12 protein-coding genes are annotated in these 16,258 nt (G+C 66.3%); all 12 read left to right on the top strand.

What is annotated here, in order from left to right:
- Positions 1-27: 27 nt before the first annotated feature.
- The 12 genes from murD to ligA all read left to right on the top strand — a co-directional run bounded on the left by murD (position 28) and on the right by ligA (position 16,230).
- Positions 28-1,440, top strand: a complete 1,413-nt coding sequence (murD, locus tag PE058_RS18465) for a UDP-N-acetylmuramoyl-L-alanine--D-glutamate ligase (protein ID WP_271029042.1) — start codon at positions 28-30, stop codon at positions 1,438-1,440.
- The gene (locus PE058_RS18460; RefSeq protein ID WP_020085024.1) at positions 1,437-2,615 is read left to right on the top strand and encodes an FtsW/RodA/SpoVE family cell cycle protein; all 1,179 of its coding nucleotides are present in this window, start codon (positions 1,437-1,439) and stop codon (positions 2,613-2,615) included. Before murD ends, PE058_RS18460 begins: the two co-directional genes overlap by 4 nt.
- Positions 2,612-3,745: an undecaprenyldiphospho-muramoylpentapeptide beta-N-acetylglucosaminyltransferase gene (gene murG, locus PE058_RS18455; RefSeq protein ID WP_271029041.1), complete on the top strand. Its 1,134-nt coding sequence runs from the start codon at positions 2,612-2,614 to the stop codon at positions 3,743-3,745. The genes PE058_RS18460 and murG overlap by 4 nt, the downstream gene beginning before the upstream one ends.
- Positions 3,746-3,833: 88 nt before the next feature.
- Entirely contained in the window at positions 3,834-5,273 is a 1,440-nt protein-coding gene (gene murC, locus PE058_RS18450; RefSeq protein ID WP_271029040.1) for a UDP-N-acetylmuramate--L-alanine ligase, read from the top strand.
- 311 nt (positions 5,274-5,584) lie between these two features.
- Complete coding sequence (gene murB, locus PE058_RS18445) at positions 5,585-6,544, top strand: UDP-N-acetylmuramate dehydrogenase (protein ID WP_271029039.1); 960 nt, start codon at positions 5,585-5,587, stop codon at positions 6,542-6,544.
- 35 nt (positions 6,545-6,579) lie between these two features.
- Entirely contained in the window at positions 6,580-7,536 is a 957-nt protein-coding gene (locus tag PE058_RS18440) for a D-alanine--D-alanine ligase (RefSeq protein ID WP_020085028.1), read from the top strand.
- Between the two features lie 11 nt (positions 7,537-7,547).
- The gene (locus PE058_RS18435; protein ID WP_271029038.1) at positions 7,548-8,477 is read left to right on the top strand and encodes a cell division protein FtsQ/DivIB; all 930 of its coding nucleotides are present in this window, start codon (positions 7,548-7,550) and stop codon (positions 8,475-8,477) included.
- 14 nt (positions 8,478-8,491) lie between these two features.
- Positions 8,492-9,772 (top strand): cell division protein FtsA, encoded by a 1,281-nt coding sequence (gene ftsA / locus PE058_RS18430; RefSeq protein WP_271029037.1) that lies wholly within the window; start codon positions 8,492-8,494, stop codon positions 9,770-9,772.
- Positions 9,773-9,870: 98 nt separating this feature from the next.
- A complete protein-coding gene (gene ftsZ, locus PE058_RS18425; RefSeq protein WP_020085031.1) occupies positions 9,871-11,637 on the top strand; it encodes a cell division protein FtsZ in 1,767 nt (588 codons plus the stop codon).
- 285 nt (positions 11,638-11,922) lie between these two features.
- On the top strand, positions 11,923-12,864 hold the full coding sequence (gene lpxC / locus PE058_RS18420; RefSeq protein ID WP_026867879.1) for a UDP-3-O-acyl-N-acetylglucosamine deacetylase: 942 nt from the start codon (positions 11,923-11,925) through the stop codon (positions 12,862-12,864).
- Between the two features lie 305 nt (positions 12,865-13,169).
- A complete protein-coding gene (locus tag PE058_RS18415; protein ID WP_040498006.1) occupies positions 13,170-14,027 on the top strand; it encodes an outer membrane protein assembly factor BamD in 858 nt (285 codons plus the stop codon).
- A 76-nt stretch (positions 14,028-14,103) separates the two neighbouring features.
- Entirely contained in the window at positions 14,104-16,230 is a 2,127-nt protein-coding gene (ligA, locus tag PE058_RS18410; RefSeq protein WP_271029036.1) for an NAD-dependent DNA ligase LigA, read from the top strand.
- The last annotated feature ends 28 nt before the right edge of the window (positions 16,231-16,258 follow it).

Below are 16,258 nucleotides of genomic sequence, written 5' to 3'. Positions count from 1 at the left end.
CGCGAGAAAAGGCATTAGCCTGAGCCCATGATTCGCATCACGACCTTCAAGGACCGGACGGTTGCGGTTTTCGGCCTCGGCGCTTCCGGGCTCGCGACCGTGCGCGCGTTTATGGAAGGCGGCGCCCGCGTCGCCGCATGGGACGACAGCGAGGCGGGCCGCAAGGCGGCAACCGATGCGGGATGCCCCGTCGTCGATCTCACGCAGGTGAATTGGCGGGAGTTCGCCGCGCTCGTCCTCGCGCCGGGCGTTCCGCTGACGCATCCCGAGCCCCACTGGACAGTCGTGAAGGCGCAGGCGGCTGGCGTCGAGATCATCGGCGACGTGGAGCTGTTCTTCCGCGAGCGCACTGTGAGCGCGCCGGATGCTCCCGTCATCGCCATCACCGGCACCAACGGCAAATCCACCACCACGGCGCTGATCGCCCACATCCTTCGCGAGTTCGGCAACGACGTACAACTCGGTGGCAACATCGGCCGCGCCGTGCTGACGCTGGAGCCGCCGGCCGACAACCGAATTCACGTGCTGGAGCTGTCGAGCTTCCAAATTGATCTTTCGCCAAGTGCCGCGCCGACGGTCGCCGTGTTGCTCAACGTAACGCCCGACCACATCGACCGCCATGGCACCGTCGAGCACTATGCCGAGGTGAAGCGCCGCCTCGTCGACAAGGCTGAGGGCACGGCCGTGATCGGCATCGACGACGACTGGTGCGCAGGCATTGCAGAGAGCCTCGAGGCGGGAGCGAAGCCAAACGTCCGCCGCGTCTCCATCCGCGGCGCAATCGACCGCGGACTCTATGCACGTGACGCGCGCGTTTTCGAACGCGGTGCAGAGGGGCGCGAGATCGAGCGCGCAAACCTCGCGGGTATCCCCACGCTGCGCGGCAGCCACAACTGGCAAAACGCCGCCGCCGCCATCGCCGCCGTCGAGGCCCTCCCGGAGAAGTTCCGCGCAGGGGGCGATCTTCAGGCGGCCCTCAGAAGTTTCCCCGGCCTTCCGCATCGCCTGGAGGTCGCGCAGAAGATCGGCCCCGTCGATTTCATCAACGACAGCAAGGCCACCAACGCCGACAGCACCGAGAAGGCGCTCGCCTCCTTCGAAGGCAACATCTACTGGATCCTCGGCGGTAAGCCGAAAGCCGGCGGTATCACGACGCTCGCGCCCTACTTTTCGCGCATCGCCAAGGCCTACCTCATCGGCGAAGCGACGGAGGAATTCGCGGCGACGCTGGGGGATGCGGTGCCGTTCGAGCGTTCCGGCACGCTCGACGTCGCCGTGCGCAATGCGGCATCCGATGCGCTCGCCGCAGGCAAGCCGGGTAGCGTCGTGCTGCTCTCTCCCGCGTGCGCCTCCTACGACCAGTTCAAGAATTTCGAGGTGCGTGGCGACGCCTTCAAGAAGCTCGTCGCGCATCTCGCAGCCGAGCGAGACGGCCGATGAAGTTCTCGCGCGCCGACAGAAGCCGGCTCGCGGAATGGTGGTTCACCGTCGACCACGTGCTCCTCTACGCGATCCTCATCATCGTTGCCGCGGGTGTAGTCCTCTCCCTCGCGGCGAGCCCCGCCGTCGCGGTGAAGAAGGGCCTCTCCCCTTACTACTTCGTCGAGCGGCACGTCATCTTCTCGCTGGCGGGCATTGTCATCATGCTTGCGGTCTCGCTGCTGGGGCCTGCTGCCGTTCGCCGCCTCGCCATCCTCACGCTCGCAGCCTCGATGATCGGCCTCGTCGCGGTGTACTTCATGGGCGAGGAGATCAACGGCGCTCGCCGCTGGCTGTCCATCGAAGGCCATTCGATCCAGCCGTCCGAGTTCGCAAAGCCCGCGTTCGTGGTCGTATCCGGCTGGCTGCTCGCCGAGGCGCGCCGCCGCCCGGACATGCCGGCCCTCACGCTGGCCATGAGCCTGTTTGCGATTTTTGCCGGCTTGCTCGTTATCCAGCCTGACGTCGGTCAGACGATGCTCGTCACCATGGTCTGGATGACGATGCTGTTCGTCTCGGGCCTTGCCGCCACAGGGGCCGCTGTCGTCGCCGTCGCGGGCGCCGTCGGGCTTTACGGGGCCTACATCTATTTTCCGCACGTCGCCTTCCGCATCGACCGCTTCATCAATCCGCAGACCGGAGATTTCAGCCAGGGAGACCGCGCGATCCGCTCGTTCGTCGAAGGCGGTTTTCTCGGGCGCGGCCCGGGCGAGGGCACCATCAAGACCTCTCTGCCGGACGCGCACACGGACTACATTTTCGCCGTCGTGGCCGAGGAGTACGGGGCGCTCGCCTGCCTCGCGCTGCTCTGTCTCTTCGCCTTCGTCGTCCTGCGCGCGCTCCGCCACGCCGAGAGCGAGCCCGACGCCGCCACGCGCCTCGGCATCGTCGGCCTCTCGCTGATGTTCGGGCTTCAGGCCTTGATCAATATGGGTGTGAACGTCGGCCTGCTTCCTGCCAAGGGCATGACGTTGCCGTTTCTTTCGGCGGGCGGCTCCTCCATGCTTGCCATTTCGCTGACGCTCGGCATGTTGCTGGCGTTGACCCGCCGCCGCCCGGATGCGGACCGCCTCAAAAAGCCCCCATTGATGCCGAGCCTTCCGAGCCTCGCTCCCAACAACGAGACACGAACGTGACGCGTGAGCCCCCCACCATCCTGCTTGCCGCTGGCGGAACCGGCGGCCATTTGTTTCCCGCCTATGCCCTGGCAGAGGAGCTGGGGCGGCGCGGATTTGCCGTGGACCTCGTTACGGACATGCGCGGCGACCGCTACGGCACCGGCTTCCCCGCGCGCTCCGTCTATCAGCTTCCGGCGGCGACGCCGGGCAGCAAGCGCAACCCTATCGCGCTTGCCCGGGCGAGCTTCACCCTGGCCCGCGGCATCCTCAAAGCGCACAAGCTGCTTCGTTCCGTGAAGCCTGCGGCTGTGGTCGGCTTCGGCGGCTATCCCACCATTCCCCCGCTGGTGGCTGCCCGGATGCTCGGCGTCCCGTCGATCATTCACGAGCAGAACGCCGTGCTGGGCCGCGCCAACCGCGCGCTCGCGAAACACGCCGCCGCCGTCGCCACCTCGTTCCGCAAGACGAAGTTCCTGGAGGGCGCACTGGCGGAGAAGGCCCGCTTCACCGGCAATCCCGTGCGGGGCGTGGTCATCGAGGCGGCCAAGACCCCCTACCCGCCGCTGAACCAGAACGGCCCCATTCACCTCCTCGTCTTTGGTGGAAGCCAGGGTGCCCGTTTCTTCTCCGAAGCCGTGCCGCCGGCCCTGGCGACGCTGCCCCTTTCCGTCCGCCAACGGCTGAAGCTCGTTCAACAGGCTCGCGAGGAGGACGTGGCCGCCGTGAAGGCGGAAACCGCCGCGGCCGGCATAGACGCCGAGATCGCCACTTTTTTCAAGAACTTGCCGCAGATCATGGCCGATAGCCACGTGGTGATCGCCCGCGCCGGCGCCTCCTCCGTCGCCGAATTGGCAGTCATCGGGCGCCCGTCGATCCTCGTACCTTTGCCGCATTCTCTCGACAGTGATCAGCTTGCAAACGCTACGAACCTTGCCGAATCGGGGGGCAGCTGGTGTATCGAGCAAAGGGATCTGACGCCGCTGCGTTTGGCGACAGAACTCGGAAGGCTGTTCGATTCACCCGACACTCTCTCGCGTGCGGCCGCCAGTGCCAAAGCCCAGGGGCAGGCGTCCTCCGTGGGCCTGCTCGCGGATCTGGTCGGGGACGTGATCGGAAGACGCCGCGGAGCAGACGGGGGAACGTCGTGACTCTGACGATACGTCACACTCACGCGCGCCAAGGGCAGGACATAGTGTCCCCGAGGCGCCCCGCGCGGCAGGAATAGGAACACCACGCATGCAGATGCCCCGTGACATCGGGCCGTTTCACATCATCGGTATCGGCGGCATCGGCATGAGCGCCATCGCCGAGATCCTGCTCGCCAAAGGCTACAGCGTCCAGGGCAGCGACCAGAAGGATTCCGCCAATGTCCGCCGCCTGCGCGCGAAAGGCGTGCGCGTGTTCGTTGGCCATGATGCGGTGAACCTTATCGGCGCCCGCCAGGTCGTGATCTCGACGGCGGTGAAGCGCAACAATCCGGAGTTCGAGGCGGCCCGCGCCAAGGGGCTGCCCATCGTGCGCCGCGCCGAGATCCTGGCCGAGCTGATGCGCCTCTACGCAACTGTCTCTGTGACCGGTACCCACGGCAAGACCACCACCACTTCCCTGATCAGCACCATCTTCGAGCACGCGCGCCAGGATCCCACCGTGATCACCGGCGGCATCATCAACTCGTGGGGCTCCAACGCACGCCTCGGCCAGGGCCGCTGGATGATCGTCGAAGCCGACGAAAGCGACGGCACCTTCACGCGCCTCCCGACCGAGATCGGCGTCGTGACCAACATCGATCCCGAGCACCTCGACTACTTCGGCTCCGTCGAGAACATGCACCGCGAGTACGAAGCCTTCTTCCGCAACATCCCCTTCTATGGCCTCGCGGTCACCTGCACCGATCATCCGGTCGCGCGCGAGATGGTGGAGCGCCTCGAATTGAAGCGCGACGGCCGCCCGCTTCTCACCTACGGCACACGTGACGACGCAGACATCGTGCTGCGCGCTGTCCGTGCCGACGGCGGTGGAACCGTGATCGATGCGGACCTCGGCCCGCGCGTGAAGGGGGGCGCCCGCGCCATCCGCGGCTGGACCGTTCCGATGCCGGGCCAGCACAACGCTCTGAATGCGCTCGCCGCTATCGCCGTGTCGGCAGAGGCGGGTATCCCGGACGACGTCATTCGCTCGGGCCTTGCGGGCTTCTCGGGCGTCAAGCGCCGTTTCCAGCTCACCGGCACCTGGAATGGCGTGCAGATCTTCGACGACTACGGGCATCACCCAGCGGAGATCGCGGCCGTCCTCGAAGCTGCGCGAGCCGGTGCACGCGGGCGTGTGATCGCCGTCGTGGAGCCTCATCGCTACACGCGCGTGCGTGATCTCTTCCGTGAGTTCTCAGCCTGCTTTCGCGCGGCTGACAGCGTGATCGTCGCGCCGCTCTACAGCGCGGGCGAGCAGCCCATCGACGGTATCGATCCGCTCTCGCTGGCCGAGGGCATCCGCGGCATGGGCCACACCGCAGTCGCCACCATCGAAGACCCGCGTGAGCTCGTGGGCGTAATCCGGCGTCACGGGCGCCCGGGCGACATGGTGATCTGCCTCGGCGCCGGAAACTCCACCGAATGGGCGCACGCGCTTCCCGAGTGGCTGGCCGCCGCCGAGCCCCGCCGCGCCGGGAGCGCCCTGTGACGATCAAAACGAACGCAGCGGAAGCTTCCTCCCCCTTGTGGGAAGGGGGCAGGGCATGGGCGGATCCCAGCTCTCTTTACGGCTGGACATCCCTTCTTCCTTCGAAAGCGATGCGGCAAGCGGAGCTGGATTCCGGCCTACGCCGGGATGACGGTGTTTTTCGTCCGGCCCACAGCCCCAAATTTACGTCACACCGGCGAAGGCCGGTGTCTAGACACGTCTCCGGAGCATCGCGACCGCAAGAGCTTGCGGGCAGCCACGGGTCGTTTGCGGGTAGGTCACTCTTGCGATCTGGCCAGGAGTGAAGCGCGATGACCTTCCCCGATCTCACGCCGGACCTGAAAGAACGCATGCCGGAGCTGCGCGGGCGCCTCTCCGCCAACGTGTCGATGGCTGACATAACTTGGTTCCGCGCCGGTGGCCCCGCACAGGTGCTGTTTACGCCTGCCGACGAGGCGGACCTCGCCTACTTCCTCAAGAACAAGCCGACAGACCTCGCGACCTTCGTCATCGGCCTGGGATCGAACCTGCTCGTGCGTGACGGAGGCGTGCCCGGCATCGTTATCCGCTTGGGGCGCGGTTTCGGCGAGATCAAGGTCGAGCCCGGCAACCGCATCCGCGTCGGCACCGTCGTGCCGGACGTGAAGGTCGCGCGGGCCGCTGCGGACGCAGGCATTGCCGGCCTCGCCTTCTATCGCGGCATTCCGGGTTCCATCGGCGGAGCGCTTCGGATGAACGCGGGCGCCCACGGCAGCGAGACGAAGGACGTGCTGCGCGAAGCGCGCGCCGTCGACCCGGAGGGCAACATCCATGTGCTCTCGCTCGCCGACATGGGCTTCACCTATCGCCACAGCGCCATCCCGTCCGACTGGATCTTCACCGAAGCCCTGTTCGAAGGAACGCCGGGCGATCCCGCAGAGATCCTGCGCGCTATGGACGAGGTGGCGGAGTATCGGGAGAAGAACCAGCCGATCAAGGAGCGCACCGGCGGCTCCACCTTCAAGAACCCGCCCGGCCACAGCGCCTGGAAGCTGATCGACGCCGCCGGCTGCCGCGGCTTTCGCGTGGGCGGCGCGGCCGTGTCCGAGAAGCACTGCAACTTTCTGATCAACGACCGCAACGCCACCGGCGAGGACATCGAGCGCCTGGGCGAGACGGTGCGTGCGCGCGTGAAGGCCGACGCTGGCGTCACGCTCGAATGGGAGATCATCCGCCTGGGGTTGCCTGAGGCCGGCCGTCCGGTCGGCGAGGCGCTGGCTGCGGCGGAATAGGGAAACGGCGAACATCTGTCTGAGACTGTGAAATCATGACCAACACGCTGGGCGAGCCACCGCAAAGGACTTTCGAGCACGTGGCCGTTCTGATGGGAGGCCTCTCCGCCGAGCGCAGCGTGAGCCTCCGCTCCGGCGCCGCCGTCGCGGATGCGCTCGAAGGCGAGGGCTACCGCGTCACCCGCATCGACGTCGATCGCGACATCGCCGCCCGCCTCGCGGCCGTGCGCCCGGATGTGTGCTTCAATGCGCTGCATGGCCGCTTCGGAGAGGACGGTTGCATCCAGGGCATCCTGGAGATGATGGCCATTCCGTACACGCACTCGGGCGTGCTGGCGTCCGCCCTCGCCATGCACAAGGAGAACGCCAAGGCGATCATGAGACTGGCCGGCGTGCCGGTCGCGGAAGCAAAGCTCCTCACCCGCAGCGACGCCGCGGCCGCTCACGCGCTACCGCCGCCTTACGTCGTGAAGCCCGTCGATGAAGGCTCGAGCGTCGGCGTCCTCATCATCCGCCCCGGCAACAACGACTGGTCGCGCGCCATTCTCGAAGGCGGCGCGCCGGAGCAGGTTGTGATGGTGGAGCGCTTCATCCCCGGGCGCGAGCTGACCTGCGCGGTGATCGGGGACTTCGCGACCGACGTGATCGAGATCGTGCCCCAGAAGGGCCTCGCCTTCTACGATTTCGAGGCGAAATACGCCCCGGGCGGCTCTACCCACGAGCTTCCGGCAGATATTTTACCGAATGTTTACCAGTTGATCCGGAAATACACGTTGGCGGCACATGCGTCGCTTGGCTGCCGCGGTGTGTCTCGCGCGGACTTCCGCTTCGACGATACCGACGGCGGAACCGGCGAGCTGATCTGCCTTGAAGTCAACACGCAGCCGGGCATGACGGGAACTTCTCTGGTTCCGGAGCTTGCTGCACATGCGGGCTGGTCATTTGGCAAGCTCGTGAGATGGATCGTCGAGGACGCGAGTTGTTCGAGGTAGGGCAGGACCGTATGACCCGACTGCAGGCGCACGATGCGATCCTGCAAGCACCCGCTCACGACCCGCTTCCACACTCCGAAACGCCCCCCGCCCGTAGCCCCAAAGGCCCCTATCAGGTCGAGCAGAAGCTTGCGCTGGTCCTTGGCGCGCCGTCGCCGCGCCGGCGCTTCTCGCTGGCTGCTTGGAAGCCCAGGCGCGCCCGTCTTCTGTTCGCTGCGCTCGGGATCGGCTTGGCTCTGGGCGCCGTCGAGGAGACGGTCCGCCTCGGCAAGCATTCGCCCGAGGTCCAGCGCACCGCGCGCTTTCTGGGCTTCGGCATCGATCAGGTCACGCTCAAGGGTCATCATTTCAGCTTCGATCGCGACATCTTCGATGCGCTCGATCTCGCCAACGTGCGCACGTTCGCGGCCCTCGATACCGCCGCCGTCAAAGCCCGCATCGAACGCCTGCCCTGGGTCGATACCGCCGAACTCACGCGCGTCTATCCCGGCCGCCTTGACATCCGCGTGACCGAGCGGAAGCCTTACGCGCTCTGGACGCGCGCCGACCGCCATTACCTCATCGACAAGACTGGCCGCGTGCTTGCCGCCGTCAGCGGCGCACAGCTCCCCGATCTTCCCCGTGTCTCCGGAGAAGGTGCTGCTGCCGATGCCGCAGGTCTCATGGAGAGCCTCGCCCGCTATCCCGAGATCGCGGCCCGCATGGGCGAGGCCGAGCGCGTATCGGAGCGCCGCTGGCGGCTCAAGCTCACCAACGCCACGACGATAGAGCTGCCAGCCGACGGAGAGGTCGGCGCGCTCGAGGAGATCGCCCGCGATACGGCGCTCCTCCGTCTCGTCGCCGGCGGCAAGACGACGCTCGATTTCCGCGGCCCCGGCCGCGTCGCCATCCGCCCCGAGGCGCCGCCTGCCGCCGGGCCCGCGCCGAACACCGGCTCTTGAGGAGAAGAGATCCGATGACACGAGACAAGGCAAAACGGCGGAGCGGAGGGCCGAAACGCGTGACGGCCGTGCTCGATATCGGCACCAGCAAGATCGCGTGCCTGATCGCATCGGTCGAGCCCGGGCGGCGCGAGGACGGCAGCCCGGACGTGCGCATTCTCGGCATCGGCCATCAGCGCGCCGAGGGCGTGAAGGGTGGCGTCATCATCGATCTCGACCGCGCCGAGCAGGCGGCCCGCGCGGCCATCGCCCAGGCCGAGCGCATGGCAGGCTTCGAACTCTCCGAGATCCACGTCGCCGTGTCCTGTGGACGCTTGAGGTCTCACAATTTCTCCGCCAAGGCCGACATCGCGAGCGGCATCGTCGCCAACGCCGACGTGGACCGCCTGCTCACGGCCGGCCAGGCTTATGTCGAGCGGGACGGCCGTGCGCTCGTGCATATGAACGAGGTGGCCCTGCGCATCGACGGCGCCCCCGGCTCGCGCGACCCCCGCGGTATGGCGGCCCGCAGGCTGGACCTTGATCTCCATGCCGTGACGGCAGACGAGGCACCCCTGCGCAACCTTTTGATGGTGGTGGGACGCTGCTACCTCGAGGTCGCGAGCCACGTCCCCGCCCCGTTTGCCAGCGCCCTTGCCGTTACGAGCGAAGACGAGCGCCGGCTCGGCGTGACGGCTGTGGACATCGGCGCCGGCACCACCGGCATCGCCATGTTTGCCGAGGATCGGTTTCTCTACGCCTGCTCCGCGCCCTTGGGCGGCACCCAGATCACCTTCGATATCGCCCGCGCGTTGCATGCACCTCTTGCGGAGGCCGAGCGAGTCAAAGCGCTTTATGGCACAGTGGTCTGCGCTCCGTCTGACGAGCACGACGTCTTTACGTACCCGGCATCCGGCGACGAGGAAGGCGTCATGCATCACATGACGAAGGCCGAGCTTGCTGAGGTGATCCGGCCTCGCGTAAAGGCGATCGTCGATCATATCCGGCAACGCCTGGACGCGTGCGAGATGACGGCTTATGCCGGCCGCTGTCTTGTGCTCACAGGGGGTACGAGCCAGTTGACCGGCTTGGCCGATTTTGTAGCCGCAGAGTTGGGCCGCCCTGTGCGTATTGCAGGTCCGCAGGCGATTTCAGGATTGCCGCCTGCGCTATCGAGTTCCGCGTTCTCGACCGTGGTCGGATTGCTCCTCGCGGAAACGCCCGAGCACGCCGGCAGGCGGATCAATCGCAGCCGCGACGCCGAATCGGGAAGCTACCTGAAGCGCGTCGGATCCTGGCTGCGGGAAGGGTTCTAGCTCGGAGTGCCGCCAGCAACGGATCGGGCCCGGGCCGAGTTGGGAATGCCGGGGAGCCGCGTTGCGGACTGATCTCCCTCGCGTGAAACGGGGGCGAAATGAGCATCAGAGGTCACCTGCCGAATCTTTCGGATGTGAGACCCAAGCTCACGGTGATCGGCGTCGGCGGCGCCGGTTGCAACGCTGTCAACAACATGATCGCGACGGGGCTCGTGGGCGTCGACTTCATCGTCGCCAACACCGATGCCCAGGCGCTTGCGGCAGCCAGCACGGATGTACGCATCCAGCTCGGCGCCGAATTGACCGAAGGACTCGGAGCTGGATCGCGCCCTGAAATCGGCGAGGCGGCGGCCGAGGAAGCCATCGAGGACATCCGCAAGCACATCAAAGGCTCGCACATGGTGTTCATCGCCGCCGGCATGGGCGGCGGCACCGGCACGGGCGCCGCCTCTGTCATCGCACGCGTGGCGCGCGAGCTCGGAATTCTAACGGTCGGCGTCGTCACCAAGCCGTTCCTGTTCGAAGGCGCGCGCCGCATGCGCATCGCGGAAGCGGGCGTGGCAGAGCTGCGCAATTTCGTCGACACGCTGATCGTCATTCCGAATCAGAACCTGTTCCGCATCGCGAGCGAGAAGACCACCTTCTCCGAAGCCTTCGTGATGGCCGATCAGGTGCTCTATTCGGGCGTGGCCTGCATCGTCGACCTGATCATCAAGGAAGGCCTGATCAACCTCGATTTCGCCGACGTGCGCACCGTCATGACGGGCATGGGCACGGCGATGATGGGAACCGGCGAGGCAACCGGCGAGCGCCGCGCCACCGTCGCCGCCGAGGAAGCCATCTCCAACCCGCTGCTCGACGACGTGTCGCTGCGCGGCGCAAAGGGCCTGCTGCTCTCCATCACCGGCGGCCCCGGCCTCACGCTCTACGAAGTGGACGAGGCGGCGAGCCGCGTGCGCCAGGAGGTCGATCCCGAGGCGAACATCATCGTCGGCGCCACCTACGACGAGACGTTGGGAGATCGGATCCGCGTCTCCATCGTGGCGTCCGGCATGAGTCGCGCTGGCGAGGCCGAACGCGCCCCGCCCGCACCCGCCGAGGATTGGATTCGCGCGGCCTCTCGTGCCGCGCCTGGCCGCCCGCAGGCTCCAGAGAGCTCCCGCCATGCCCCGCCGCCACCGCCGCCGAGCTACGCGCCGGAGCCCGCGCGCGAGCATCGCGGCGGCGCCCACGACCTTCAGCAGCGCCTGACCGAGGCCCTGCAATACGCTCCGTCGGCTGCTTCCCAGTTCGGGACCCCCCGGACTCAGGCCTCCATGGGCCACGAGCCCGCTCGCGGCCGCGGTGGGGAACCCTGGCGGGGCCCCGGCAATGTCATGATCGAGGACGGTCCGCCGCAGTTGCAGGCCGCGTCCGCGCCGCCCCCCCTTCCGCAGGGGTATGTCTCGGCCCACGGCCAGGCGGGATCGTTCGCGCCCCAGCCCCCGTCCGAGGTGCGCCGCCAGCAACGGCGTTTGCCCGATGCCAACGATTTCCCGCCGCAGGTTCAGCGGCAGTATTCCGAGCGTCCGCATGCCGATCCGGAGCCGCCGATTTATGCTCCTGAGCCGCGGCAAGCCCCGCACCAGGAACCGCGTCGGCGACTCGGTCTTTTCGAGCGTTTAGCGGGCCGGGTACGCGGCGGATCTGATTCGGATACACGCCAGCGAATTTCCCCCCAATCCTATCAACAAGAGCAGCCCTCCGAGCCGCCCGCACCAGCGGACGGCGAAGGCTACGAGCGCTATGCTCAAGCGCCGGATGCGTACGAGCGCGAAAATCAAGACGTTGAACTGCCAGTGTTTTTCAGAGAAAGACGGAGATAGTCCACGACCCGTCCGAAGGCCGTTTTCGGCGCTTCGGCGGAGCCGTCCCGAACGTAACACGCCGTAAGAAAGCGTGATTTGTGCCACAGCGGGACGGGGGCTATCGTTTCTTAATAACGACCGGTTCGCGCTACATCCGCATCACCCAACTGCCCTTCGAGCTTGCCAAAAATAAGCGACTTGGGCGGTTAAAAAACGGGGAATGGAGTGAGCGGCGCGCGAACGTCGGCCGGGGGTGGCAAACCGTTCAAGACGGAATGCCGATGCATCGAGGGACGGCGCAGCATGTCGAATCGATTTATTGGCGCGCGACAGACGACGATTGCTCAGGAAATCCAAGTCCACGGCACGGGGGTGCACAGCGGAGCGCCAGTATCGGTTATCCTGCATCCGGCAGTAGCCGACACTGGGCTCCGTTTCGTGGTTACGAAACGTGGACGCATCACCGCCGAGATCCCCGCTAAAGTCTGCAACGTCAAAAATCTCACGCTCTGCACGGTCATTGGAAACGAAGACGGCGTAACCGTCTCCACCGTCGAGCATCTTCTCGCCGCCCTTCGCGGCCTCCAGATCGACAACTGCCTCATCGAAATCGACAGCAAGGAAGTGCCGATCATGGACGGCAGCTCCGCGCCGTTCGTCGAGGCGATCGATCAAGTCGGCATCCGCGAGCTTCCTGCCCCGCGCCGTTTCCTCAAGGTTTTGAAGCCCGTCCGCGTCGAAGAGGGTGAGTGCTGGGGCGAGCTGACGCCGCACTCCGGTTTCCATCTCGACGTCGAGATCGATTTCCCGTCCGCCGTTATCGGCAAGCAGCGCTTGGCCTTCGAGATGAGCCCCGGCGTGTTCCGCAACGAGCTGGCGAATGCCCGCACTTTCGGCTTCATGAGCGACGTGGAGCGCCTTTGGAAGGCGGGCCTCGCACTCGGTGCCAACCTCACCAATACCGTTGCCATCGGCGACGATCGCATCATGAACCGCGAAGGCCTGCGCGATCCGCAGGAGTTCGTGCGCCACAAGATGCTGGACGCTGTTGGCGATCTCAGCCTCTCGGGTCACCCGATTCTGGGCGCCTACCGTTCGGTCAAGGGCGGCCACCGCCTGAACTCGCTGGTACTCCAGAAGCTGCTCGAGGATAGCTCGGCCTGGGCCATCGTGCAGGCTCCGCGCGTCCGCGAGACCCGCCCCGTTGCCTTCGAGCGGGCTGCCGTCGCGGCTGCCGGCGAGTAAGCTGCGGATCCGGCGGACGACCTTCCTCTACCTTGAGAACCGCCCATGCGGCCGCGAAAGCGCGGCCCCGCGCAGAGACATGAATGAGTCGCGCCAACGGCTTGTTCTAGATGGCGCTTCCGGCGATCCGCTCACACCCGAATACGCCTCCGAGCCTCACATCAACCACATTGTGGAACTACGGTCACCAGAAGGGATTTCGAGGGCCTGTTGGCTTCAGGCCTGATCTGAAGTGTGCTAATCAACGCAAAACGCTGCCGGGCGGGATGGCGGCGCGTGAGAACGTCGGCTGGGGAGTAGGGCATTTGCTGAAGACGCCGAAATGGGCAGCGGCCGTTGTTTGGTGCGCCATGGGCGGTGTTGCGCTGACGCTCGCGGGCTGCGCGTCCTCCTCCGATAGCGCCACGATCCTGAACACCGATCCGCCCGAGAAGATGTACGCCGACGCCGATACCCTGATGAACAAGGGTAAGTTCGAGGACGCGGCGCGCAAGTTCGAGGATCTCGACCGCTCGCATCCCTATTCGCCGGAAGCTCGCCGCGCCATCGTGCTGGCGGCCTACGCTTATTACAAGGCCGGCAAGACGCCGGAAGCTATCGCATCGGCTGAGCGTTACACGATCATGCATCCCGGCACCAAGGATGCGCCGCTCGCCCACCACATCATCGCCTCGGCCTACTTCGACGACATCAAGACTGCGAATCGCGACCAGGGCGCGACTCGCAAGGCGCTGGAGCAGCTTCGCATTCTGAAGTCGCGCTATCCCGACAGCACCTATGCGCGCGATGCCGAGAACCGCATTCGCATTGCCGAGGACACGCTCGCGGCGTCCGAGATGGAAGTCGGCCGCTATTACATGAAGGACAAGAACTTCGTCGCGGCCATCAATCGCTTCAAGACCGTCGTCTCCGACTACCAGACGACCGCCCACGTCGAGGAAGCCCTCATGCGCCTCACCGAGTGCTACATGGCGCTCGGCGTGATCAACGAGGCGCAGACGGCCGTGGCGGTGCTTGGCCACAACTTCCCGGAATCGAAGTGGTACAAGAGCGCTTATGCGCTTCTGAAGTCCGAGGGCCACGCCCCGGCCGTGAACAGCGATTCCTGGATCACCAAGGCGTGGAAGGCCGTTCCCAAGCTGTCGCTCGGCGGCCCCGGCTGACCCCCGGCGCGGCACGTTTCCGCCGCCAGGGAACGGTTGCGTTGAGAACGCCTGAGCGAGTACACCGTGACGGGCGATGTCTAGAAAAAAGCCCCAACCACGCCCTGTCGATGAGCTGAGCGCCAGCGAAGCGGCCTCGGAGCTCGCGCACCTCGCGGAAGAGATCGCCCGCCACGACAGGCTCTATTACCAATCCGATGCGCCCGAGATCTCGGATGCGGAGTACGACGACCTGCGCCGGCGCAACGACGCGATCGAGGCCAGGTTTCCCGGGCTGATCCGTGCCGATAGCCCATCCCACAGAGTGGGCGCGGCGGCGTCGGAGACCTTCGCCAAGGTACGCCACCGCGTGCCCATGCTCTCTCTCGGCAACGCCTTCGACGACGAGGAGGTGTCAGAGTTCGCCGCGCGCGTGCGCCGCTTCCTCTCCCTCAAGACGGACGATGCGCTCGCCTTCACGGCGGAGCCGAAGATCGACGGCCTGTCGATCTCTCTGCGCTACGAGAACGGCCACTTCGTGGAAGCCGCCACGCGCGGCGACGGCGCCGAAGGCGAGAACGTCACGGCCAACGTCGCCACCATTCGCGAGATCCCGAAGAAGCTCAAAGGCCGCCACGTTCCCGAGGTAGCGGAGGTGCGCGGCGAGATCTACATGGGCCACGCCGATTTCGCCGCCCTCAACGCGGCACAGGCCGAGAGCGGCGGCAAGGTGTTCGCCAATCCGCGCAATGCGGCGGCAGGCTCGCTACGCCAGCTCGATCCTGCCATCACGGCGGCCCGCCCCCTGCGCTTCTTCGCCTATGCCTGGGGTGAGATGTCGGACATGCCTGCCGACAGTCAGAACGGCATGGTCGAGGCCTTCGCCCACTGGGGCATGCCGGTCAATCCGCTGATGACCCTTTGCGAGAGCGCGCAGGACCTGCTGTCTTTCTATCGTGAGATCGGCGAGCGCCGCGCGAGCCTCGGCTACGATATCGACGGCGTTGTCTACAAGGTGAACCGGCTCGACTATCAGGCCCGCCTCGGCTTCGTGTCGCGCTCCCCGCGCTGGGCCATCGCCCACAAGTTTCCGGCCGAGCAGGCGGTCACCGTGCTCCGCGACATCGAGATACAAGTCGGCCGCACCGGCTCGCTGACGCCGGTCGCCAAGCTCGAGCCGGTGACGGTCGGCGGCGTCGTGGTCTCGAACGCCACGCTGCACAACGAGGACGAGATCGCGCGGAAGGACATTCGCGTCGGCGACACCGTCGTCGTGCAGCGCGCGGGCGACGTCATCCCGCAGATCGTGCGCGTCGTTACCGAGAAGCGCCCGCTTTCCGCCGAGCCGTTCCTGTTTCCGAAGACCTGCCCCGTCTGCGGCAGCCATGCTGTGCGCGAGGCGGACGAATCTCCGGGCGCCGGCGGTGTCGTGCGCCGCTGCACCGGTGGCCTCATCTGCGCGGCTCAGGCCAAGGAGCGCTTGAAGCACTTCGTCTCGCGCCTTGCCTTCGACATCGAAGGTCTCGGCGAGGAGAAGATCGAGACGTTCTTCGACGACGAGCTCATCCTCCGCCCGGCAGACATCTTCACGCTGGAAGAGCGAGACAAGAAGAGCCTGACACCGCTCAGAAACCGCAAGGGAATGGGCACGAAGTCGGTCGAGAAGCTGTTTCGCGCCATCGATGCCCGCCGCACCATCACGCTCGACCGCTTCATCTTTGCGCTCGGCATCCGCCACGTGGGCGAGACCACGGCCAAGGATCTCGCCAAAGCCTACCTCACGTTCGAAGCGCTCCGCGGCGCCGTCGAGGCCGCGGTCCGCGATGGCAAGGAGAGCGAGGCCTACGCCGACATCGACGCCATCGAAGGCATCGGTGAGACGGTAGTCGACGCCCTCGTCGACTTCTTCTCGGAGCCTCACAACGTCGAAGCCCTGGACGATCTCTTGGCGCACGTGACAGTGACCCCGTTCGAGCGGCCCGTTGCGGTCTCCTCGCCCGTCACGGGCAAGACCGTCGTCTTCACCGGCAAGCTCGAGCGCGTCGGGCGCAGTGAGGCGAAGGCCCAGGCCGAGCGTCTCGGCGCCAAGGTTGCCGGCTCCGTATCCGCCAAGACGGACTACGTGATCGCAGGCGCGGACGCGGGCTCGAAGCTCACCAACGCCCAGAAGCTCGGCGTCAAGGTTCTCACCGAAGACGAGTGGCTGGCGCTCATCGGCGCGTAAGCCCAGACACGACGAACCAGGCACAACA

The sequence above is a fragment of the Hyphomicrobium sp. DMF-1 genome (assembly GCF_027886585.1).
Taxonomy (GTDB): Bacteria; Pseudomonadota; Alphaproteobacteria; order Rhizobiales; family Hyphomicrobiaceae; genus Hyphomicrobium_C; species Hyphomicrobium_C zavarzinii.
This window is presented reverse-complemented; position numbering and strand designations above follow the sequence as displayed.

Coding starts and splice junctions, on each gene's coding strand:
- murB (WP_271029039.1), top strand. CDS start 5,585: ATGACCTTCCCCGATCTCACGCCGGACCTGAAAGAACGCATGCCGGAG.
- ftsZ (WP_020085031.1), top strand. CDS start 9,871: ATGAGCATCAGAGGTCACCTGCCGAATCTTTCGGATGTGAGACCCAAG.
- PE058_RS18440 (WP_020085028.1), top strand. CDS start 6,580: ATGACCAACACGCTGGGCGAGCCACCGCAAAGGACTTTCGAGCACGTG.
- PE058_RS18460 (WP_020085024.1), top strand. CDS start 1,437: ATGAAGTTCTCGCGCGCCGACAGAAGCCGGCTCGCGGAATGGTGGTTC.
- murD (WP_271029042.1), top strand. CDS start 28: ATGATTCGCATCACGACCTTCAAGGACCGGACGGTTGCGGTTTTCGGC.
- PE058_RS18435 (WP_271029038.1), top strand. CDS start 7,548: ATGACCCGACTGCAGGCGCACGATGCGATCCTGCAAGCACCCGCTCAC.
- lpxC (WP_026867879.1), top strand. CDS start 11,923: ATGTCGAATCGATTTATTGGCGCGCGACAGACGACGATTGCTCAGGAA.
- murC (WP_271029040.1), top strand. CDS start 3,834: ATGCAGATGCCCCGTGACATCGGGCCGTTTCACATCATCGGTATCGGC.
- ftsA (WP_271029037.1), top strand. CDS start 8,492: ATGACACGAGACAAGGCAAAACGGCGGAGCGGAGGGCCGAAACGCGTG.
- ligA (WP_271029036.1), top strand. CDS start 14,104: ATGTCTAGAAAAAAGCCCCAACCACGCCCTGTCGATGAGCTGAGCGCC.